The organism is Paracoccus jiaweipingae (assembly GCF_044335505.1).
Lineage (GTDB): Bacteria > Pseudomonadota > Alphaproteobacteria > Rhodobacterales > Rhodobacteraceae > Paracoccus.
The window spans coordinates 179,199-201,127 of the sequence record NZ_JBISBS010000001.1 but is presented as its reverse complement, the minus strand read 5'-3'; the positions used below and the strand labels follow the sequence as shown (position 1 = coordinate 201,127).

22 protein-coding genes are annotated in these 21,929 nt (G+C 63.6%); 1 reads left to right on the top strand and 21 read right to left on the bottom strand.

Annotation, left to right across the window (positions count from 1 at the left end):
• Window positions 1-1,896: a propionyl-CoA synthetase gene (locus tag ACFXP9_RS01095; RefSeq protein WP_397207858.1), complete on the top strand. Its 1,896-nt coding sequence runs from the start codon at window positions 1-3 to the stop codon at window positions 1,894-1,896.
• 105 nt (window positions 1,897-2,001) lie between these two features.
• Here ACFXP9_RS01095 and aroA read toward each other — a convergent pair whose 3' ends face one another.
• From aroA to ACFXP9_RS00990, 21 genes are all read right to left on the bottom strand, one after another.
• Window positions 2,002-3,339 carry a 3-phosphoshikimate 1-carboxyvinyltransferase gene (gene aroA, locus ACFXP9_RS01090; RefSeq protein ID WP_397207856.1) on the bottom strand — a complete coding sequence of 446 codons (1,338 nt, stop codon included), beginning with the start codon at window positions 3,337-3,339 and terminating at the stop codon, window positions 2,002-2,004.
• Between the two features lie 95 nt (window positions 3,340-3,434).
• Window positions 3,435-4,136 (bottom strand): tRNA (guanosine(46)-N7)-methyltransferase TrmB, encoded by a 702-nt coding sequence (gene trmB / locus ACFXP9_RS01085; protein WP_397207854.1) that lies wholly within the window; start codon window positions 4,134-4,136, stop codon window positions 3,435-3,437.
• Window positions 4,137-4,173: 37 nt separating this feature from the next.
• Complete coding sequence (locus ACFXP9_RS01080; protein ID WP_397207852.1) at window positions 4,174-5,850, bottom strand: ribonuclease J; 1,677 nt, start codon at window positions 5,848-5,850, stop codon at window positions 4,174-4,176.
• Window positions 5,843-6,622, bottom strand: coding sequence for a type III pantothenate kinase (locus ACFXP9_RS01075; protein ID WP_397207850.1), 780 nt, complete (start codon window positions 6,620-6,622; stop codon window positions 5,843-5,845). The genes ACFXP9_RS01080 and ACFXP9_RS01075 overlap by 8 nt, the downstream gene beginning before the upstream one ends.
• Window positions 6,623-6,633: 11 nt before the next feature.
• On the bottom strand, window positions 6,634-7,389 hold the full coding sequence (locus ACFXP9_RS01070; protein WP_397207848.1) for a biotin--[acetyl-CoA-carboxylase] ligase: 756 nt from the start codon (window positions 7,387-7,389) through the stop codon (window positions 6,634-6,636).
• Window positions 7,382-8,896 carry an NADH-quinone oxidoreductase subunit NuoN gene (nuoN, locus tag ACFXP9_RS01065; RefSeq protein WP_397207846.1) on the bottom strand — a complete coding sequence of 505 codons (1,515 nt, stop codon included), beginning with the start codon at window positions 8,894-8,896 and terminating at the stop codon, window positions 7,382-7,384. The genes ACFXP9_RS01070 and nuoN overlap by 8 nt, the downstream gene beginning before the upstream one ends.
• A 10-nt stretch (window positions 8,897-8,906) precedes the next feature.
• A complete protein-coding gene (locus ACFXP9_RS01060) occupies window positions 8,907-10,457 on the bottom strand; it encodes an NADH-quinone oxidoreductase subunit M (protein ID WP_397207844.1) in 1,551 nt (516 codons plus the stop codon).
• Between the two features lies 1 nt (window position 10,458).
• Entirely contained in the window at window positions 10,459-12,606 is a 2,148-nt protein-coding gene (gene nuoL, locus ACFXP9_RS01055; RefSeq protein WP_397207842.1) for an NADH-quinone oxidoreductase subunit L, read from the bottom strand.
• Window positions 12,607-12,613: 7 nt separating this feature from the next.
• Window positions 12,614-12,919, bottom strand: coding sequence for an NADH-quinone oxidoreductase subunit NuoK (gene nuoK, locus ACFXP9_RS01050; RefSeq protein ID WP_397207840.1), 306 nt, complete (start codon window positions 12,917-12,919; stop codon window positions 12,614-12,616).
• Between the two features lie 70 nt (window positions 12,920-12,989).
• A complete protein-coding gene (locus tag ACFXP9_RS01045; protein ID WP_397207838.1) occupies window positions 12,990-13,592 on the bottom strand; it encodes an NADH-quinone oxidoreductase subunit J in 603 nt (200 codons plus the stop codon).
• Window positions 13,589-13,993 carry a carboxymuconolactone decarboxylase family protein gene (locus ACFXP9_RS01040; protein WP_397207836.1) on the bottom strand — a complete coding sequence of 135 codons (405 nt, stop codon included), beginning with the start codon at window positions 13,991-13,993 and terminating at the stop codon, window positions 13,589-13,591. The genes ACFXP9_RS01045 and ACFXP9_RS01040 overlap by 4 nt, the downstream gene beginning before the upstream one ends.
• A complete protein-coding gene (locus ACFXP9_RS01035) occupies window positions 13,990-14,382 on the bottom strand; it encodes a carboxymuconolactone decarboxylase family protein (RefSeq protein ID WP_397207835.1) in 393 nt (130 codons plus the stop codon). Before ACFXP9_RS01035 ends, ACFXP9_RS01040 begins: the two co-directional genes overlap by 4 nt.
• A complete protein-coding gene (gene nuoI, locus ACFXP9_RS01030) occupies window positions 14,379-14,870 on the bottom strand; it encodes an NADH-quinone oxidoreductase subunit NuoI (RefSeq protein WP_397207833.1) in 492 nt (163 codons plus the stop codon). The genes ACFXP9_RS01035 and nuoI overlap by 4 nt, the downstream gene beginning before the upstream one ends.
• 4 nt (window positions 14,871-14,874) lie before the next feature.
• Window positions 14,875-15,909 carry an NADH-quinone oxidoreductase subunit NuoH gene (gene nuoH / locus ACFXP9_RS01025; protein ID WP_397207831.1) on the bottom strand — a complete coding sequence of 345 codons (1,035 nt, stop codon included), beginning with the start codon at window positions 15,907-15,909 and terminating at the stop codon, window positions 14,875-14,877.
• 18 nt (window positions 15,910-15,927) lie between these two features.
• Window positions 15,928-16,686 (bottom strand): hypothetical protein, encoded by a 759-nt coding sequence (locus ACFXP9_RS01020; RefSeq protein ID WP_397207829.1) that lies wholly within the window; start codon window positions 16,684-16,686, stop codon window positions 15,928-15,930.
• A gap of 5 nt (window positions 16,687-16,691) precedes the next feature.
• Entirely contained in the window at window positions 16,692-18,713 is a 2,022-nt protein-coding gene (gene nuoG, locus ACFXP9_RS01015) for an NADH-quinone oxidoreductase subunit NuoG (RefSeq protein ID WP_397207827.1), read from the bottom strand.
• 12 nt (window positions 18,714-18,725) lie between these two features.
• Window positions 18,726-19,148 carry a DUF5333 domain-containing protein gene (locus ACFXP9_RS01010; RefSeq protein ID WP_397207825.1) on the bottom strand — a complete coding sequence of 141 codons (423 nt, stop codon included), beginning with the start codon at window positions 19,146-19,148 and terminating at the stop codon, window positions 18,726-18,728.
• Window positions 19,139-19,594 carry a TM2 domain-containing protein gene (locus ACFXP9_RS01005; protein WP_397207823.1) on the bottom strand — a complete coding sequence of 152 codons (456 nt, stop codon included), beginning with the start codon at window positions 19,592-19,594 and terminating at the stop codon, window positions 19,139-19,141. The genes ACFXP9_RS01010 and ACFXP9_RS01005 overlap by 10 nt, the downstream gene beginning before the upstream one ends.
• A gap of 4 nt (window positions 19,595-19,598) precedes the next feature.
• Window positions 19,599-20,894 carry an NADH-quinone oxidoreductase subunit NuoF gene (gene nuoF / locus ACFXP9_RS01000; protein WP_397207821.1) on the bottom strand — a complete coding sequence of 432 codons (1,296 nt, stop codon included), beginning with the start codon at window positions 20,892-20,894 and terminating at the stop codon, window positions 19,599-19,601.
• 49 nt (window positions 20,895-20,943) lie between these two features.
• Window positions 20,944-21,147, bottom strand: coding sequence for a DUF5337 family protein (locus ACFXP9_RS00995; RefSeq protein WP_397209918.1), 204 nt, complete (start codon window positions 21,145-21,147; stop codon window positions 20,944-20,946).
• Window positions 21,144-21,908 (bottom strand): hypothetical protein, encoded by a 765-nt coding sequence (locus ACFXP9_RS00990; RefSeq protein ID WP_397209916.1) that lies wholly within the window; start codon window positions 21,906-21,908, stop codon window positions 21,144-21,146. Before ACFXP9_RS00990 ends, ACFXP9_RS00995 begins: the two co-directional genes overlap by 4 nt.
• Between the last annotated feature and the right edge of the window lie 21 nt (window positions 21,909-21,929).

Below are 21,929 nucleotides of genomic sequence, written 5' to 3'. Positions count from 1 at the left end.
ATGTCCTATCAGGCCGTTTACGAAAACTGGAAGTCCGATCCCGAAGCGTTCTGGATGGATGCCGCCAAGCTGATCGACTGGGACAAGCCCCCTTCCAAGGCGCTGTTCGACGATAATGCGCCCCTGTATGAATGGTTTTCCGATGGCATGGTCAACACCTGCTGGAACGCCGTTGACCGCCATGTCGAGGCCGGGCGCGGCGACCAGATCGCCATCTATCACGACAGCCCGATCACCCATGCCACCAAGGGCATCACCTATCAGGAACTGCAAACCCGCGTGGCGACGCTGGCCGGGGCGCTGCGGGCGCGCGGTGTGGAAAAAGGTGATCGCGTCATCATCTATATGCCGATGATCCCGCAGGCGATCGAGGCGATGCTGGCCTGCGCCCGCCTTGGCGCGGTGCATTCGGTGGTGTTCGGCGGCTTTGCCGCGCATGAACTGGCGGTGCGCATCGACGACGCCAAGCCGGTCGCCATCATCGCCGCCTCGGCCGGGCTGGAGCCGGGGCGCGTCGTTCATTACAAACCGCTGCTGGATCAGGCGATGGAGATGGCCAGCCACAAGCCCGAATTCTGCGTCATTTTCCAGCGCGAGGAAGAGGTCGCCAAGCTGATCGAGGGCCGTGATTTCAACTGGTATGGCTTTCAATATGGCGTCAAACCGGTGCCCTGCGTCCCGGTCGAGGGCAATCACCCGGCCTATATCCTGTATACCTCGGGGACAACGGGCCAGCCCAAGGGCGTGGTGCGCCCGACGGCGGGGCATCTGGTGGCCCTGGCGTGGTCGATGAAGAATATCTATAATATCGAGGCCGGTGACCGCTTCTGGGCCGCATCCGATGTGGGCTGGGTCGTGGGGCACAGCTATATCTGTTACGGCCCGCTGATCGCCGGGGCGCAGACCGTGGTTTTCGAGGGCAAGCCCATCGGCACCCCCCACCCCGGCGTGTTCTGGCGCACCATCCAGAACAACCGCATCAAGTCGTTCTTTACCGCCCCCACCGCCCTGCGCGCCATCCGCCGCGAAGACCCGGACGGGGAATGGATCCGCCGCTATAAGCTGCATGACCTGCAAGCGCTGTTCCTGGCCGGCGAACGCGCCGACCCCGAAACGATCAAATGGGCGCAGGAACATCTTGGCGTGCCGGTGATCGACCACTGGTGGCAGACCGAAACCGGTTGGGCCATCGCCGCCAACCCGATCGGGATCGAGGAATTGCCGGTCAAACTGGGCAGTCCCTCGGTGCCGATGCCCGGCTATGACGTGCAGGTGCTGGACGAGGGCGGCCACCCGGTCGGTCCCGATACGCTTGGGGCCATCGCGATCAGGCTGCCGCTGCCGCCGGGCACACTGGCGACGCTGTGGAATGCCGAGGACCGGTTCAGGAAATCCTATCTGTCGCATTTCCCCGGCTATTACGAAACCGGCGATGCGGGATATGTCGATCAGGACGGCTATCTGTATATCATGTCGCGCACCGATGACGTGATCAACGTCGCCGGCCACCGCCTGTCGACCGGCGCCATGGAAGAGGTTCTGGCCCAGCATCCCGATGTTGCGGAATGCGCCGTGATCGGCGTCGCGGACGAGCTGAAAGGCCAGATGCCGCTGGGGTTCCTGTGCCTGAAGAAAGGTGTCACCACGCCGCCCGAACAGGTGGTCAAGGATGTGGTGCGCATGGTGCGTCAGGAAATCGGCCCGGTCGCGGCCTTCAAGCAGGCGCTTGTCGTGGACCGGCTGCCGAAAACCCGGTCCGGCAAGATTCTGCGCGGCACCATGGTCAAGATCGCCGATGGCGAGGATTACAAATCCCCCGCCACCATCGACGACCCCGCAATTCTGGACGAGATCACCGACGCGCTGAAAGCCGCGGGTTTTGGCAAGCAGAGCTAACGCGGTCGGGGGCGCTGCCCCCCGGCCTGCGGCCGTCCCCCGAGGTATTTGAAACAGAAGCGAGGGGGGCGGGGTCGCGCGCCCCTTTCGGCCTTCGCGATGTGCCTAGCCGTCGTGGATCTGCGCCCCAAGCCCCTGCATCAGGGCGGTGAAATCGGGAAAGCTGGTGGCGATGGGGCTGGCGTCATCGACGCGGATCGGGGCGGCGCTGGCCAGTCCGGCGATCAGGAAGGACATGGCGATGCGGTGGTCCAGATGGGTCTGGACCGTGGCCCCGCCGGGCAGGCTGCCGGTGCCGTGGACGGTCAGGCTGTCGCGGGTTTCGCTGATTCTGGCGCCATTGGCCTCGAGCCCGCGGGCCATGGCGTCGATGCGGTCGGATTCCTTGACCCGCAATTCGCCCACGCCCGTCATCACTGTATCGCCCTGCGCAAAGGCCGCGATGACCGAGAGGATGGGGAATTCGTCGATCATGCTGGCGGCGCGGTCAGCCGGGGTTGTCACGCCATGCAGCGGGCTGTGGCGGACGCGCAGGTCGGCCACGGGTTCGCCGCCTTCCTGCCGCGGGTTTTCCCATGTCAGGTCGGCGCCCATTTCCGCCAGCGTCAGATACAGCCCATCACGGGTCGGGTTGCGGCTGACGCCCGGCACGGTGATGTCGGACCCCGGCACGATCAGCGCCGCCGCGACGGGAAAGGCCGCGCTGGACGGATCACGCGGCACGGCCACGCGCTGGGGGCGCAGGTCGGGCTGGCCTGTCAGGGTGATGACATGGCCTTCGGCGGTGACCTCGGTGCGGATATCGGCGCCGAAACCGGCCAGCATCCTTTCGGTGTGGTCGCGGGTGGGTTCGGCCTCGATCACCACGGTTTCGCCGGGGGCGTTCAGCCCCGCCAGCAGCACCGCCGATTTCACCTGCGCCGAGGGCATCGGCGTGGCATAGCGCACCGGCACCGGATCGGCCGCGCCGGTGATGGTCAGCGGCAGGCGCCCGCCCGCGCGCGCGGTGACTTGCGCGCCGAACAGTTCCAGCGGGTCGGTGACACGGCCCATCGGGCGTCTGGACAGGCTGGCATCACCGGTGAAGGTGGCGGTGATCGGCGTTGTCGCCATGGCGCCCATGATCAGCCGCACCCCGGTGCCGGAATTACCGCAGTCGATCACGCCCTGGGGTTCGGCAAACCCGCCGACGCCCACGCCATCGACCACCCATTCGCCCGGTCCCAGCCGTTCGACCGTCGCGCCAAAAGCCTGCATCGCGCGGGCGGTGTCCAGCACGTCCTGCCCTTCCAGCAGACCGGTGATATGGGTGCGCCCGACCGCCAGCGCGCCAAAGATCAGCGCGCGGTGGCTGACCGATTTATCGCCGGGCACCTGCGCCACGCCGGTCAGCGCCGGCGAGCGGTGGGCGGTCATCGGGTGGGGCTGATCGGTATGGGACATGGGCGCGCTCCGTTCTTTCAAGGCTTTGCGCGATTGTTACCCCGGCGGGGCGGGCACTGCCACAGGCATTCGCACCGCCGGGGGATGCGCGGGCTTTAGCGGCGAAAGCTGGCGTAATGCGGCACCCGCCCCTCGCGCAGGGCTTTTTGTTCATAGCGGGTGCTAACCCAGTCATCCCATGCCTGCGGGCCATCCGCAACATGGGTAAAGCCCGCTTTTGGCACCTCTTCCAGCGTCTGGCGCATATAGTCGGGAATATCGGTCGCCACGCGAAATTCGGCGCCCTTGGCCATGACCCGGTGCAGGGGCAGCAGGTGTTCGGGCGTGACAAAGCGGCGCCGGTGGTGGCGCGCCTTGGGCCATGGGTCGGGATAGTTCAGAAAGGCCCGTGCGATACAGCCATCCGGCAGCACATCCATCAAATCGCGGGCATCGCCGGGATGAACGCTGACATTGCTGACCCCGGCCTGACGGATCTTGCCAAGCAGCATGGCCACGCCGTTGATGAATGGTTCGCAACCGATGATATTCACATCCGGGTAACGCGCGGCCATGTGAACCATGTGTTCGCCGCCGCCAAAGCCGACCTCCAGCCAGATCGGGCGGTCATTGCCGAAAATCGCCTGCGGGTCGACAGGGCGGCGGTCGGGGTTTTCCTGCGGGCTGATGCCGCGCGGGCGCAGCTCGCCAAGGTCTTCGGCCAGATAGCCCTTTTGGCTGTCGCGCAGGGTTTTGCCATGGCGGCGGCCATAAAAGTTGCGCCGCTCGGGGATGGGAAAGTCGCTGTCATTGCTCATGGCGCGGCTTTGCCAACCCCGGACGCGGCGGTCAAGATCATTCCGCGGTCAGGCGGCTGATGGTGACGGTAACCTCGGGCTTTTTGCCGATTTCCTCCATCGAGACCTGACGGGTGATCTTGCGGATCGCCTCTTCCAGGCGGGTGTCGCTGGCGACGGTCCTGGGGTCGGCATGTTCCAGAAACTCGGCCAGTTCGCCCTCGATATGGCGGTCCAGCGGCACCCCGGCGCGGCCATGCGCGGGCAGACCCGACAGTTCGACCCAGGCGTCGGGCAGCAGGTTGTCATCCTCGTCCACGATGACCGAAACCAGCGCGTGACCGTTCAGCGCCATGCGGATGCGGTCGCGCACCACCCCGTCCATCGCCCCGATCAGCACCGACCCGTCCAGATAGATGCGCCCGGTTTCGACCTCGTCCACAATGCGGGGGCGGTCGGTGGTCAGGTCCATCACCGTGCCATTGGTGACGATGGCGCTGGCGATGCCCTTTCCTTGCGCCAGTTTCATATGCTCGCGCAGATGCATGTGTTCGCCATGCATCGGGATCACGATCTGCGGTTTCAGCAGGTCGTGCATGGCCTCGATATCCGGGCGGTTGGCATGGCCCGAGACGTGATAGATGCCGTCATCGGCGTCGAATACATCGACCCCCATTTGCGAAAACGCGTTCATGATGCGGATCACGCCGCGTTCATTGCCCGGAATGGTCTTGGAGCTGAACAGAAAGCTGTCACCCTCTTTCAGTTGCAGGCCCAGATAGCGGCCCCGCGCCAGTTGCGCGCTGGCGGCGCGGCGTTCGCCCTGACTGCCGGTGACCAGCAGCATCAGCTTGTCGCGCGGGGTCTCGGACGCCTCGTCAGGGCCGATCACCGGCGGAAAGCCCGACAGCACGCCGGTTTCCTGCGCCACCGTCACCATCTTGCGCATCGCCCGCCCCAGCAGGCACACCTTGCGCCCGGCGGCAACGCCGGCCTCGGCCAGGGTTTTGACGCGGGCCACATTGCTGGCAAAGGTCGTGGCGACCACCATTTCCGGCTGTGCCATGACGAAATCGAGGATCGGGTTCTTCAGCAGCGCCTCGGACCGGCCGGGCTGGGGCGAGAAGATATTCGTGGAATCGCAGGTCAGGACTTTGATCCCCTGCCCCTCATGCGCGATGTCGTGCCACAGGATCGGGTCAAAGCCCTCTCCGACCACCGGGGTGCCGTCCAGCTTGAAATCGCCGGTATGCACGATGCGCCCGCCCGGCGTGTCGATGATCAGCGCGCTGGATTCGGGGATGGAATGGCTGATCGGCACGAATTGCACCGTCATCGGCCCCAGTTTGACCGTGTCGGGGCGCGGGCTGACAATGCGGACGGCATCGGCGGGCTGGCCCTGTTCCTCAAGCTTCATTTTCGCCAGCGCCCCGGTGAAGGGGCGGCAGTAAACCGGCACTTGCAGCTTGTGATACAGATGCCCCAGCGCGCCGACATGGTCCTCGTGCGCATGGGTGATGAACACCGCTTCCAGCCGGTCACGGTTTTCCGTCAGCCATGACAGGTCGGGCATGATCAGGTCGATGCCCGGCGTGCTGTCCATATCGCCAAAGGTCACGCCGACATCGACCAGAATCAGCCGTTCGCGCCCCGGCTGGCCCCAGCCATAGACATAGGCGTTCATCCCGATCTCGCCCGCGCCGCCAAGCGGCAGATAGATTAGACGTTCAGACATTGCCCATCTCCTTGTTGTAATCATGTATCAATCGCAGGCCATGCACTGTCAGATCGTCCTCGATCGCGTCGAACAGGTCGAAGCCCTGATCAAACAGCGGTGCCAGCCCCCCGGTCGCGACAACTTTCATCGGGCGGTCGCGTTCGGCCCGTATTTTCTGGGTGATGCCCTGCACCAGCCCGATATAGCCCCAAAAGATCCCCGACTGGATGCAGGTCACGGTATTGGTGCCGATCACCTTTTCGGGCTTGGTCACATCGACATGGGGCAGGCTGGCCGCGCCCATATGCAGCGCCTCAAGCGACAGGTTCACGCCGGGCGCAATCACCCCGCCGATATAGGCCCCGTCGCTGGCGACCACGTCAAAGGTCGTCGCGGTGCCAAAATCGACAATCACCAGATCGCCGCCATGGCGGTCATGGCCCGCGACCGTGTTGACCAGACGGTCGGGACCGACCACCGTGCCCTCGTCCACGCGGGGGGCGACGGGCAACAGGCAGTCGGGCTTGCCCACCACCAGCGGGCGGGTGTCGTAATAGCGGTTGCACAAAACGCGCAGGTTGAACACCACCCGCGGCACCGTGCTTGAGATGATCACATGGTCAATCGTGGCGCTGACGCCCTTCAGCCCCATCAGCGTGGTCAGCCAGACATAATATTCGTCGGCGGTGCGCTTGTGATCGGTGCTGATGCGCCAGGTGTCGACGAAAGACGTGCCGTCCCACAGCGAAAAGACAGTGTTGGTATTGCCCGTATCAATGCACAGCAGCATGGCGCGGCCCCTCAGAAAAACACATCGGCGGCGGGAATGACCTGACGCCCGGACGGGATGGTCAGCACCAGCGCACCGCTGTCGTCGATGCCGTCAAAGCGCCCCGTGACCTCGGCCTTGCCGGTGCGGGCGGTGATGGACTGGCCGATCCGCGCGGCGCGGGCGGTCCAGGCATTGCGGATGGGTGTGAACCCATGCGTGGTCAACTGGCGGTGCCAGCCGTCAAAAGCCGGGGCCAGAAGGTCCAGAAAGCCCTCGGGGGTGACGGCCATGCCGGTTTCGCCCAGAACGCTGACCGGGGTGGTGGCGCCGGGTTCCACCGCCTCGGGGGGCGGGGCGGCGGCCAGATTGACGCCGATACCCACGGCAACGGCATCGACCGCGCCGCCGCGACCAGCGCTTTCCAGCAAAATACCCGCGACCTTGCCGCCATTCAGCAGCACGTCATTGGGCCATTTGATCGCCAGCCGCGCATTCGGCCCACAAACCGCACCCAGGGCCTGATGCAGGGCCAGCGCGGCAACGAAGGATAACTGCGCCACCTGCGCCACCGGCCCCTGCGGGCGCAGCACCAGCGTGGCGGCGAAATTGCGCGGGTCCGACACCCAGCCGCGCCCGCGCCGCCCGCGCCCGGCGGTCTGTTCGCGGGCGAACACCCAGGCCGGCCCCGATAACAGCGGGGCCAGCCTCAGCGCCTCGGCATTGGTGCTGTCGCAGCGCGCCAGAATGTGGCGGGCGACGCCCTCGGGCCAGCGCGGCTCAGTCAACGGGGGCGGGGGCAACGGGGGCGGGGGCAAGGGGGGCGGGCGCGGGGTCGACCGCGACCTGTTCCGGCACCGGCAACAGGGCTGCCGCCGCATCCGCCGCCGCCCGGTCAAGACCGAACAGGCTGAACGACCCGATCACCATCGCCGCAGCGGACACCAGCATCAGCGCATATTGCGGCATGCTCATCCGGCTGGTCACGCCATCGGATTCCGCGCCGAAATAGACGTAATAGACGATGCGCAGGTAATAGAACGCCCCGATCACCGACGCGATCACCCCCAGAATGGCCAGCCACGCCATGCCGCCATCGACAGCCGCGTTCAGCACCCCGAACTTGGCCCAGAAGCCCAGCATCGGCGGCACGCCGGCAAGGCTGAACATCAGCACCAGCACCGCCAGCGATTTCAGCGGCGACACGCGCCAGAACTGGTTCAGGCTGCGCATATCGGTGACCGGCTGACCGTCGCGTTCCATCGACATGATGAAGGCGAAGGTGCCGACATTCATCACCGCATAGATCGCCATATAGATCAGCATCGCCTGCACGCCATAGGCCGTGCCCGCCGCCAGACCGACCAGCGCAAAGCCCATATGCGCGATCGAGCTGTAGGCCATCAGCCGCTTGATATTGGTCTGCCCGATCCCGGCGATGGACCCAAGGAACATCGACAGCACCGCCAGAATGGCAATGATCTGGCCCCAGTCGCCCGGCACCTGACCGAAAGCGTCGAACATGACGCGGGCGATCAGACCCATTGCGGCAACCTTGGGCGCGGTGGCAAAGAACGCCGTCACCGGCGTGGGCGAGCCTTCATAGACATCGGGCGTCCACATATGGAACGGCACGGCGCTGACCTTGAACGCCATCCCGGTCAGCAGGAAGACCAGACCGAACAGCAGACCCAGCGACAACCGGCCGCCCTCGACCGCGGCATAGATCTCGGCAAAGCCGGTGGCGCCGGTAAAGCCGTAAACCAGCGAGGCACCGTAAAGCAGCAGCCCCGAGGACAGCGCCCCCAGCACGAAATATTTCAGCCCTGCCTCAGACGATTTGACGCTTTCGCGGCGCATCGCGGCCACGACGTAAAGCGCCAGCGATTGCAGCTCCAGCCCCATATACAGGGTCAGCAGGTCATTGGCCGACACCATGAACATCATGCCGACAACCGCCAGCGTGATCAGGATCGGGAATTCGAACCGCAGCATGTCGTTGCGGTGCAGGTAATCGGCGCTCATCGCCATGATGGCGGCGGCGGATACCAGAATCACCACTTTGGCAAAGCGCGCAAAGCCGTCATCGGCGAACATGCCGAAAAAGGCCGTCGCCGGGGGCGTGTCGCGCAGCCCCACCATCGCAGCGGCCAGCAGCAGCACAGCCACCGTCACCCATAACAGCGTGCGGGCCAGCGCGTCCTTGCCCAGATAGGCCCCCGCCATCAGCGCGATCAGCGCATAGATGGCCAGCGAAAGCTCGGGCAGGATGGTCGTAAAGTCGAGCGAGGTCATCGCGCCCCCCTTAATGGCTGGCTTGGGTCGCGGGGGCGCTGGTCACGTCCCCGGCCGGCAGGCTTTGGTGGTAATCATGAAGCAGCGCCTCGACCGAGGGGCCGGTGATGTCCAGCACCGCGCGCGGATAGACACCAAGGAACAGCGTCATCGCCACAAGCGGAACAAAGATCCAGCGTTCGCGCGGGGTCATGTCGGTGATGGTTTTCAGGCTTTCCTTAACCAGCGCGCCAAAGGTCACGCGGCGATACAGCCACAGCGCATAGCCCGCCGACAGGATCACCCCGGTCGCGGCAATCGCGGCCACCCAGGTATTGACCTTGAACACGCCCATCAGGGTCAGGAATTCACCCACGAAACCCGATGTCCCCGGCAGGCCGACATTGGCCATGGTAAAGAACATGAAGATCAGCGCGTATTTCGGCATCCGGTTGACCAGCCCGCCATAGGCGTCGATTTCCCGCGTGTGCATCCGGTCATAGATGACGCCGACGCACAGGAACAGCGCGCCCGAGACAAAGCCATGCGACAGCATCTGGAAGATCGCGCCATCGACGCCGGGCTGGTTGAACGCAAAGATCCCCATGGTGACGTAACCCATATGCGCCACCGAGGAATAGGCGATCAGCTTTTTCATATCCGACTGAACCAGCGCCACCAGCGAGGTATAGACAATCGCAATGGCCGACATCCCAAACACCAGCGGTTGCAGGTAATCCGAGGCCACCGGGAACATCGGCAGACTGAAGCGCAGGAAGCCATAGCCCCCCATTTTCAACAGCACGGCGGCCAGAACGACCGAACCGGCGGTCGGGGCCTGAACGTGGGCATCGGGCAGCCAGGTATGGACCGGCCACATCGGCATCTTGACCGCGAAGCTGGCGAAAAACGCCAGGAACAGCAGCGTTTGCAGCCCGCCGGTAATGGTCCAGCCCAACAGCGCCATCGGCTGGGACGAGAAGTCATACCCCAGCAGCGTCGGAATATCGGTCGTGCCGGCGATGTGATACATGGTGATCATCGCCACCAGCATCAGCACCGAGCCAAGGAAGGTATACAGAAAGAACTTGAACGCGGCATAGATGCGGTTCTGCCCGCCCCAGATGCCGATGATCAGGAACATCGGGATCAGCCCGGCCTCGAAGAACAGATAGAACAGCACCAGATCCAGCGCGGTAAACACGCCGATCATCAGCCCTTCAAGGATCAGGAAGGCGATCATGTATTCCTTGACGCGGGTCGTGACCTCCCATGCCGACAGGATGACCAGCGGCATCAGGAAGGTGGTCAGCATCACAAACAGGACCGAGATCCCGTCCACGCCCATTTTATAGCGCAGACCCATGATCCAGGCGTGATCCTCGACGAACTGGAAGCCAGTGTCGCCCGGCTCGAACCCGAACAGCACGAACAGCGAAATGGCAAAGGTCGCCACCGTCGCGATCAGCGCCAGCCATTTGGCGTTGCGGGCCGCAGCCGCGTCATCGCCGCGCAGGAACAGCGCCAGAATGGCCGCCGCGACGATCGGCAGGAAGGTAATGATGGACAACAGGTTGGTCATATCAGTGCGCCCCTCGCATCATCACCCAGATCAGCAGCCCGACGATGCCCAGAACCATCGCAAAGGCATAATGGAACAGAAAGCCCGACTGAACCCGACCGGCAAAGCGGGTCAGCCGCGGGATGATCCCAAGCGCGATCCCGTTGATCGTGCCGTCGATCACCCGGCCATCGCCCTGTTTCCACAGCACCCGGCCAAGCCACAATGCGGGACGGACGAAGATCCAGTGATACAGCTCGTCGAAATACCATTTGTTCAGCAGGAACAGGTAAAGCGGGCGCTGCTGACGCGCCAGCGCCGCCGGTGCCTGCGGATAGCGGATATACATCAGCCAGGCCAGAATGAACCCACCCAGCATCGCAATGAACGGCGAGACCTTGACCCATTTCGGGGCGTGGTGGGCCTCGTCCATGATGTGGTTGTCAGGTGCCATATAGATCGCCCCGCCAACCGGCGCCGCGACATGGCCCCCATCTGCATGGCCCGCATCGGCGGTCGCATGTTCGCCCGCCTCGGCCCCGGCTTCGGCATGGGCGGCCTCGGCCACCGGGCCGTGATCCGGGGTGGCAACCGCGTGGCTGTCAGCGCCGGTTTCGACGGCGCTGTGTTCAGCCGCCGCGCCGTGGCCCATATGGAAGAAGGAATGCACCTTGTCGTGGTCGCCAAAGAACGGGCCATACCAGACCATCCCGGCAAAGATTGCGCCAATGGCCAGCACCCCCAGCGGCACGGTCATCACCGCCGGGCTTTCATGGGCATGGTCATGCGCATGATGGTCGCCACGCGGCTGGCCCCAGAAGGTCAGGAACATCAGCCGCCAGCTGTAAAAGCTGGTAAAGGCAGCGGCGATCACCAACAGCCAGAAGGCATAGCCCACGCCCGAGGCATAGGCGCTTTCGATAATCGCATCCTTGGACAGGAAGCCCGCGAACCCGATGGTTGTCAGCGGAATCCCCACCCCGGTGATCGCCAGCGTGCCGATCAGCATCGCCCAGAAGGTCAGCGGGATCTTTTTGCGCAGACCGCCATAGTTGCGCATATCCTGTTCGTGATGCATCGCATGGATGACCGAACCGGCGCCAAGGAACAGCATCGCCTTGAAGAAAGCGTGGGTCAGCAGGTGGAACATCGCCACCGAATAGACCCCCACCCCGGCAGCCACGAACATATAGCCAAGCTGGGAACAGGTCGAATAGGCGATGACGCGCTTGATGTCGTTTTGCACCAGACCGACCGTGGCAGCAAAAAACGCCGTGGTCGCGCCAATAATGGTCACGAACATCTTGGTTTCAGGCGCAAATTCAAACAGCGGCGACATGCGGCAGACCAGGAACACGCCCGCGGTCACCATGGTGGCGGCGTGGATCAGGGCCGACACCGGGGTCGGGCCTTCCATCGCGTCCGGCAACCAGGTGTGCAGGAACAACTGCGCCGATTTCCCCATCGCGCCAATAAACAACAACAGCGCCAGCAGGTTGGTCGCGCTGAATTCCCATGACAGGAACTGCATGTTCATCTGGGCCAGCTCGGGGATCTGGGCGAAGATCTGGTCGAACTGGATGGTGCCGGTCAGCCAATAGATGCCAAAGATCCCCAGCAGGAAGCCAAAGTCACCCACCCGGTTGACGATAAACGCCTTCATCGCCGCAGCGCCCGCCGACTGTTTCTTGTAATAGAAACCGATCAGCAGATAGGACGCGACGCCCACGCCTTCCCAGCCAAAGAACATTTGCAGCAGGTTGTCCGCCGTCACCAGCATCAGCATGGCGAAGGTAAAGAAGGACAGATAGGCAAAGAACCGCGCCTTGTAATGTTCCTCATGCGTAAAGTTTTCATCATGGGCCATGTAACCCAGCGAATACAGATGCACGAGCGCCGAGACGCTGGTCACCACGATCAGCATGATCGCGGTCAGCCGGTCCAGACGGATCGACCATTGCGCGGCGAAATCGCCGGTCACGATCCAGTCCAGCACCGGGATGTGACGGACCTGACCGTCAAAGCCCAGAAACACGATCCATGACAGCGCACAGGCCAGAAACAGGATGCCCGTGGTCAGGTATTGCGCGCCCTTTTCGGAAATCACGCGCCAGCCGAACCCGGCAATCAGCGCCCCCAGCAGCGGGGCAAAGAGAATGATCTTTTCCATGACCCGCTTACCCTTTCATCACGTTGACGTCTTCGACCTGAATGGTGCCGCGGTTGCGGAAGAACACCACCAGAATGGCCAGCCCGATCGCGGCCTCGGCGGCGGCGACGGTCAGGATGAACATGGTAAAGACCTGCCCCGCCAGATCGCCCAGATGGGTCGAGAAGGCGACAAAGTTGATGTTCACCGCCAGCAGCATCAGTTCGATCGACATCAGGATGACGATGACGTTCTTGCGGTTCACGAAAATGCCGAAGATGCCGGTGACGAAAAGCACCGCCCCCACGATCAGGTAATGCGCCAGTCCGATCATGCGTCGTCCCTCTTGTTTGCTTTCTGGCGGCGGGACCGGCCCGCGCCGATGGCTTGTTTGGCCGCGTTCATCACAACCCCTGTCCCGGCTTGACGTCTTTCAGTTCCATCGCCTTGGCCGGGTCGCGCCACATCTGCGCCAGCACATTCTGGCGTTTGACATCCTTGCGGTGACGCAGGGTCAGCAGGATGGCCCCGATCATCGCCACCAACAGCACCAGACCAGCCAGCTGGAAGGCCAGCAGATAGCGGTCATACAGCACCGCGCCAATCATGTGGGTGTTCTGCATATCCGGGGTGATGGGCACCGCGCGCGCCGCCGCCGCCTGGTCCGAGACCTGCCACGCACCAAAGGCGATACCCAGTTGCGCCAGCAGCACGACCCCGATCAGCAGCCCCAGCGGCAGATAGCGCGCCAGTTCGCCCTTCAGTTCGGCAAAATCGACATCCAGCATCATGACGACGAACAAAAACAGCACCGCGACCGCGCCGACATAGACGATGACCAGCAACATCGCGACAAATTCAGCGCCTTGCAGCACGAACAGACCCGCCGCGGACAGAAAGGCCAGAATCAGCCACAACACCGAATGTACCGGGTTGCGCGCGATCACCACCATGAAACCCGACACGACCACACAGGTCGCGAACAGATAGAATGCGAATGCCATCATTCCTCGTCCTCCTCGCCAAAGACGCCTTGGGCGACTTCCAGCGCTTTTTGCATGGCGGGCAGGCCGCTGAACATGCTCATCTGATAGATCGTTTCAGCGATCTCTCGTTTCGTGGCCCCTGCCTCGCGCGCGTGGCGGATGGTCAGGCGCAATTGCGGTTCGGCCAGCGCGCCCTGCACGGTCAGCGCCCCGATGGTCAGCAAAAGGCGGGTCTTGGCGTCCAGCCCCTCGCGGTTGAAGGTGTTGCCAAACCACATCTCCATCATGTCCGAGGGGACGGTGGGCACCAGCTTTTCAAAGGCGCGCAGATCCAGATTTTCCAGCGCCGGGTTCAGCGTGCGGGCCATTTCATGGCCTTGCTGGATCATCTGCGAAAACAGCTTGGAAAACGCGTCATTCATGCGCTCAGCCCTTTCTCCTCGAACAGTTCGATCGCGGTGTTCAGGGCGTTGATCATCGCCGGCAGGCCCCCGTAAAGCTGCATCTGAAAGATCACTTCACAGATTTCGCGCGGGGTGGCGCCCGCCACCAAAGCCGAGGCGATATTGACCTTCAGCTGCGGCCGGGTCTGTGCGCCAAGCGCGGTCAGCGCCGCGACCGTCGCCAGCAGGCGGGTCTTGATGTCCAGACCATCACGCGCATAGACGCCGCCCCAGCCATGCGCCACCACGGCATCGGCCACCCCACCCGGCAGCCATGCCTCATAGCGGTCGCGCAACGCCTTATCCATGCCGGGATTAAGGCGTTCGGCCAGATCAAGGCCCGCGTCATATGCGCTGCGGTCGGTCATCTGTAAGGCGCGTCCAATGCGATATTGCGGGCGATCTCGGCTTCCCAGCGGGCGCCGTTTTCAAGCAGTTTCTGCTTGTCATAGAACAGCTCTTCGCGGGTTTCGGTGGCGAATTCGAAATTCGGCCCCTCGACCACGGCATCAACCGGGCAGGCCTCCTGGCAGAAGCCGCAATAGATGCATTTCGTCATGTCGATGTCATAGCGCGTGGTCCGGCGAGAGCCATCCGCGCGCGGTTCGGCATCAATGGTGATCGCCTGCGCGGGGCAGATCGCCTCGCACAGTTTGCAGGCAATGCAGCGTTCTTCGCCATTGGGATAGCGGCGCAGCGCGTGTTCACCCCGGAAACGCGGCGACAGCGGCCCCTTTTCATGCGGATAGTTCAGCGTCGGTTTCGGCGCGACAAAGTATTTCATCCCAAGGGCAAAGCCTTTGATGAAATCCCACATCAGGAAATATTTGGTCGCGCGTGCATAGTCGATAGCCATAGGATCACACCCCCGCCCAACGCGCCCACGCGCCGCCAAGCACTTCGAATTTCGCAAGGAACGCCACAATCACCACCCAGGCCAGCGACAGCGGCAGGAACACTTTCCAGCCAATCCGCATCAGCTGGTCATAGCGATAGCGTGGCACGATGGCCTTCACCATGGCGAACATGAAGAACCAGAACACCATCTTGATGAACATCCACATCGCCCCGTCCGGGATGCCCGGAATCGGTGACAGCCAGCCCCCAAAGAACAGAAGCGAGATCAGCGCGCACATCAGATACATGGCGATATATTCACCGGCCATGAACAGCAGATAGGGCGTGGACGAATATTCGACCATAAAGCCCGCAACCAGTTCCGATTCCGCCTCGGGCAGGTCGAAGGGCGGGCGGTTGGTTTCGGCCAGCGCGCTGACAAAGAACAGCACCAGCATCGGCAGATGCGGCAGCCAGTACCAGTTGAACAGACCGTAATCGCCGCGCTGTGCCTCGACGATGGCCGACAGGTTCATCGACCCGGTCGAGATCACCACCCCGATGATGATCAGCCCCATCGACACCTCGTAAGAGATCATCTGCGCCGCCGAGCGCAGCGAGCCAAGGAACGGGTATTTCGAGTTCGACGCCCAACCGCCCATGATCACGCCGTAAACCTCAAGCGAGGAAACGGCAAAGATGAACAGGATGCCGACATTCAGGTTCGCCATCACCCAGCCATCGGCAAAGGGGATCGCGACAAAGGCCAGCAGCGCCAGCGTCATAGACAGGAAGGGGGCCAGGAAAAACACGAATTTATCGGCCCCGGCGGGCACGACGATTTCCTTGACCACATATTTCAGCGCGTCGGCAAAGGTCTGCAACAGACCCCAGGGCCCGACCACGTTGGGGCCACGGCGCATCTGCACGGCGGCCCAGATCTTGCGGTCGCCATAGACCATATAGACCAGCGACAGCATGACAAAGGCAATGATTGCAAGCCCTTGCGCCAGCATGATGATCGCAAAGCCGAGTGGGGATGCCCAAAATTCAGCCATAATTCTTCTTCCCTCTCATCACGCTGCCGGGATGCCCCGGTTCTTGCATTCACGCAAGGTCTGTTCGGTTTCCATCACCTTCAGCCCCAGCGGTTTGGTCCTGGACAATGTAAAGGCCGCATCCACCAACAGCTTGCCATTGCGCTTGTCCGACAGGGTGCGGATGTGGCGCGCATAGGGGCTGCCATTGGCCTTGGCCCAACCGGCCAACGCGCAGGTGGCATAGGCGAAGGCAACCTGATCGTCCACCCCCGCACGCAGATTCGCGGTGATTTCAATCAGGTCCGATGCGCTGTCGCCGCGCCTGACCGGCGTCACCTTCGCGGCCAGAAAATCCTTGCTGTCGGCCCGGAAATCCTTGCCAAAAGCCGGCAGTGCCGGACCGGTGCGCGCGGCAAATTCCGCCAGCGCCCGTTCCTGCGCGCTGGGTTCTTTCGGGGCATTCACCACCGGCAGCGCGGTCAGGTCGATCCGGTCCATCAGCGTCGGGTCCAGCATCACCGATTCCGTCGCCATCAGCGCCGCACGGCCTTTGTCCGATTCCAGCGACATGGTGGTGATCGACCCGTCCGGTTCCAGAATCATGATGTCGCCCGATTTGGTCGAGATCCGCGCCGTGGTCAGCACCGCCTTGCGGTCCTTGCCACCCGTGGCCGCGGCCAGTTTGACCGACAGATGTTCAGGCTTGGCCTGCGGCCGGGCCTTGTCCCCGGCACCATCGGCACAGGCGGCCAGTCCGGCCGCCAGCCCCAGCACAGGAAAAAGACCCCGCCGCATCGCGCTTACTCCGCCGCCAGCGGCGCGGTTTTGCGCGCGCGGGCCATGGCCGACAATTCACCCATCAGCGCCGAGCTGCGGGCAATGGCGTTGGTCAGATAGAAATCGCCCTTCACCGGCAGGAAATCGGCCTTGCCCATATCCATGCGGGTCAGCGGCTGCCAATCGTTTTCCGGCACCGTGTCGATGGCCGCCAGATGCGGCACCGCCGCCACCAGCGCGTGGCGCAGCGCGGCAAGGCTGTCCCATGGCAGCACCGCCCCCAGTTCCGCCGACAGCGCCCGCAGGATGGCCCAGTTTTCCTTGGCCTCGCCGGGCGCGAAATTGGCGCGCATCGCCAGCTGCGGGCGGCCCTCGGTGTTCACAAACAGGCCGTTTTCCTCGGTATAGCAGGCGGCGGGCAGGATCACGTCAGCCCGCATCGCACCGCGATCACCATGACTGCCCTGATAGATGACAAAGGGACCGGCGGCGATCTCGACCTCGTCGGCGCCAAGGTTGAAAATCACCTCCGCGCCCTCGGTCGCGGCGATCAGCCCGCCTTCGGTCACGGCACCGACATCCATTGCCCCGACACGGCCAGCGGCGCTGTGCAGCACCAGCAGCTTGGAATTGGTGTTTTCGGCCAGCTTCATCGCATTGGCCAGCACGGCCTCGCCGTCGGCCTCGCGGATGGCATTCTGGCCGACGATGATCAGGCTTGGCTTATCTTTGGTTTCATCCGAAATCTGACGCGAGACAAGGCTTTCCAGCGCCGCCCGGTCGGTGCCCACATGGGCATAGTCATAGGTCAGGTCGACCGCCTCGCCGATCAGGCCGATCTGCGCGCCCCGCGCCCAGGCCTTGCGGATGCGGGCGTTCAGAACCGGCGCGTCGTGGCGCGGGTTCACGCCGATCAGCTGGATCATCTGCGCATCGTCGATATCGGCAATCGTGGCATTCCCGACATAGGCGCTGCGGTTGCCGATCGGCAGGCGGGCGCCATCGGTGCGGCATTCGACCTTGCCGCCCAGACCCTCGATCAGGGTTTTCAGGCTGAACGCAGCCTCGGCCGAGGCCAGATCACCGACCAGACCGGCGATTTTGCGACCCTTCATCGCGGCGGCGGCGGTGGCCAGCGCCTCGGGCCATGTGGCCGGGCGCAGCTTGCCGTTTTCGCGAATATAGGGGCGGTCCAGACGCTGGCGGCGCAGCCCGTCCCAGACAAAGCGCGTCTTGTCGCTGATCCATTCCTCGTTCACGCCGTCATGGTTGCGCGGCAGGATGCGCATGACTTCGCGGCCCTTGGTGTCTACGCGGATATTGCTGCCAAGCGCATCCATCACGTCGATGGTTTCGGTCTTGGTCAGTTCCCACGGGCGGGCGGTAAAGGCATAGGGCTTGCTGACCAGCGCCCCGACCGGGCACAGGTCGATGATGTTGCCCTGCATGTTGCTGTCCAGCGTCTGGTTCAGATAGCTGGTGATCTCGGCGTCCTCGCCGCGGCCGGTCTGACCCATCTGGGTGATGCCCGCGACCTCGGTGGTGAAGCGCACGCAGCGGGTGCAGGAAATGCAGCGCGTCATGTGGGTTTCGACCAGCGGACCAAGGTCAAGGTCGGTGCTGGCGCGCTTGGCCTCGCGGAAGCGGCTGAAATCGACGCCATAGGCCATGGCCTGATCCTGAAGGTCGCATTCGCCGCCCTGATCGCAGATCGGGCAGTCCAGCGGGTGGTTGATCAGCAGAAATTCCATCACCCCTTCGCGGGCCTTGCGGACCATCGGGCTGTTGGTCCTGATCTCGGACGGGGCGCCGTCGGGACCGGGGCGCAGGTCCTTGACCTGCATGGCACAGCTGGCGGCGGGCTTGGGCGGGCCGCCGACAACCTCGACCAGACACATCCGGCAGTTGCCCGCAATCGACAGGCGCTCGTGATAGCAAAAACGCGGCACCTCGATGCCGGCTTGTTCACACGCCTGAATCAGCGTCATGTTCGGATCGACATCGACCTCGATCCCGTCGATCTTGATTGTCCGCAGGTCAGCCATGCGTCCCCATCCTTATCTTGCGCTCAGAAGCGAACCGGTGACGGTGTTCTTCGCGATTTCATCCCGCCCGATGCGGCAGAAACTTTCGGCATCGCCCGGCGTGGCCCCGTTCTGGCGCAGATAGCGCTCGGCCACGGCATAGATGCGTTGCTTGTCGGCCTTGCTGTCCAGAAAGGCCTTGATCTGTTGTTCGCTATACCCCTTGGACCGGGCATAGGTTTTCAGCGCCCGCGCCTGCGACCACGCATGAATGATTCGGGCGTCAATGGACGGGCATTCGCGGCGGATGCGGTCAGCAATGCGCGCCGCGATCAGCCGGTCATTGATGTATTTTTCCTGCGCCAGCGGCGGCAGCGCGGCGGCGGGGCCGGCCAGCACGGCCAGCGCCAGCGCCGCAGCGGTCAGCCCTTTGACGATATGCGACCTCAGAACCATGATTTCTTACCAAGCTCGTAACTGCGGTAAAACTGCTCGTCGGTGCGGGTCATATAGATGATCGCCTCGATAAAGGCGATCAGCCCGATAATCAGATTGGGGATGAACAACAAGATCCAGCCCAACAGCGAACAGGCCAGCATGACCAGCCCGGCCCCATTCGCGCCGATATAGAACTTGTGAACCCCCAGCGCGCCCAGAAACAGCGCCAGCAGCCCGGCGACCATCTTGTTCTTTTCGCCTGCGGGACGGGCCTGAACGGGCATACCGGGGTCGGGAAAGATCCTGACCGCGCGATCCTGCTGGATGTCGAAATCGACCGCGACCCCGGCCACCTGGCCGTTGCCATACAGGTCGGACGCGCCGAAATCGTAACGGCGACCATCCGCGCCCGAGATGACCCCGGCGCCGGTGCTGTCGTCGATATGCAGGATCTGGCCCTTCATCCGCTTATTCCGCCGCCATCGCGCCCATGCGCCCGGTGCGCTTGGCCTTGATGCGGTCCTCGATTTCCTCGCGGTAATGGCGGATCAGGCCCTGAATCGGCCATGCCGCCGCGTCACCCAGCGCACAGATGGTGTGGCCCTCGACCTGTTTGGTCACGTCCAGCAGCATGTCGATTTCCTCGACCTCGGCCTCGCCGCGGACCAGGCGGTCCATGACCCGCATCATCCAGCCGGTGCCTTCGCGGCAGGGGGTGCATTGCCCGCAGCTTTCATGCTTGAAGAATTTCGACAGCCGCCACACCGCCTTGATGACATCGGTGGACTGGTCCATCACGATCATGCAGGCGGTGCCAAAGCTGGATTTCAGCTCGCGCATCCCGTCATAGTCCATAACCGCCGTGTCGCACAGATCGGCAGGCAGGATCGGACAGGACGCCCCGCCCGGAATGACCGCTTTCAGGTTTTTCCAGCCGCCGCGCACACCGCCGCCATGTTTTTCGATCAGCTCTTTCATGCTGATCGACATGGATTCCTCGACCACGCAGGGGGTGTTCAGATGCCCGGTCAGGCCGAACAGCTTGACCCCCGCATTGTTGGGGCGGCCAAAGCCCGCGAACCAGTCCGCGCCACGCCGCAGGATGGTCGGCACGACCGCGATGGATTCGACATTGTTCACCGTGGTCGGGCAGCCATACAGACCCGCCCCCGCCGGGAAAGGCGGCTTCATCCGGGGCATCCCCTTCTTTCCCTCAAGGCTTTCCAGCAGGGCGGTTTCCTCGCCACAGATATAGGCGCCGGCGCCGTGATGCAGATACAGGTCGAAATCCCAGCCGGATTTGGCGGCATTCTTGCCCAGAAGCCCGGCGTCATAGCATTCGTTGATCGCGGCCTGAAGCGCCTCGCGCTCGCGGATATATTCGCCGCGCAGATAGATATAGCAGGCATGGGCATTCATCGCGAAACTGGCGATCAGCGCGCCTTCGATCAGCGTATGCGGATCGTGGCGCATGATCTCGCGGTCCTTGCAGGTCGCGGGTTCGGATTCGTCGGCATTGATGACCAGATAGGAGGGGCGGCCGTCGCTTTCCTTGGGCATGAACGACCATTTCAGGCCGGTCGGAAAGCCCGCACCGCCGCGCCCGCGCAGGCCGCTGTCCTTGACCTGCTGAATGATCGCATCGCGCCCGCGACCGATGATATCGGCGGTGCCGTCCCAATGCCCGCGGGCCTGCGCGCCGCGCAAGCTGCGGTCGCCCATGCCGTAGAGGTTCGTAAAGATCCGGTCCTGATCGTTCAGCATTCCGTCATCATCCTTCCCAGGCCGGGCTGTCGCCCCGCCGCCATCATCCTTACCGCCGCTTCCACAACCGCCATGTGACGGCCAGCGACCAGATCAGCGCGCCCATTGCCATCAGATCGGCAAGAAACGCATATTTCGCGGGCCAGCCATAGGCCTGCCCCGCCATGTTCACCGCCAGCCACGCCAGAATGGTCGCGGCAATCACCGCCCCCACCAGCCGCATCTGGCCCGTATCCCGGTCGCGCGCGGTCATTCATAGACCCCGCCTTTTTCGACCCGCTTTGAAAACGCCGTCTGGCCACCCTGCGCCAACAGCCGCGCCTGCCCGACCCAGTCGTCGCTGCGAATGCGCGCGCCCATCCGGCCTATCTTTTCGGCCAGTTCATCCTGTGCGGCGTCATCCAGCGCCGCAATGTCGGCAAAGCGGGTCAAACCCTGCGCGACCAGCCATTTTTCCAGCTTCGGCCCGATCCCCTTGATCTGTTTCAGATCGTCGGGCTTAGCCTTTTTCGCCCTGGCCGCTTTCTTGTCGGCCTTGGCCTTGTCTTTACCCGCCTTCTTGTCCTTGCCAGCCTTTTTCCCGGCTTTCTTGCCCGGCTTTTCCGCATCGGCCGGTGCCGGGGCAGTGTCGGCGGGGATCGCGGCCCTTTGCGCCACCGCAGGCTGGGTCTGGTCATCACGGCCGGTTGCGGGCGCAGCGGCATCCGGGACCGACACGGCATCCGGCGCCACCTGCGGCATCAGCGATTCAGCCGGGCGCTGGACCAGCGGCACCGGGTGAACGGTCTGGGTCCAGCTGCCTGAACCGGACAGCAGGGCGGCATCGCCCGGCGCCGCAGCGCCCCGGCACAGCCCCCAGATCAGGAACGAGGCCACAAACCACAGCGTGATCAGCCCGAACAACAGCGCCGCCAGCGGCGGCAAGCCCCCGCTGACCCATGCGCACAGCCAGACCAGCAGGCCCGCGATCGCGCCTGTGATCCAGCATGTCCGTGTACAGTCCATCTGTTGCATCGGGCCTGTCCGCGCGGTTGC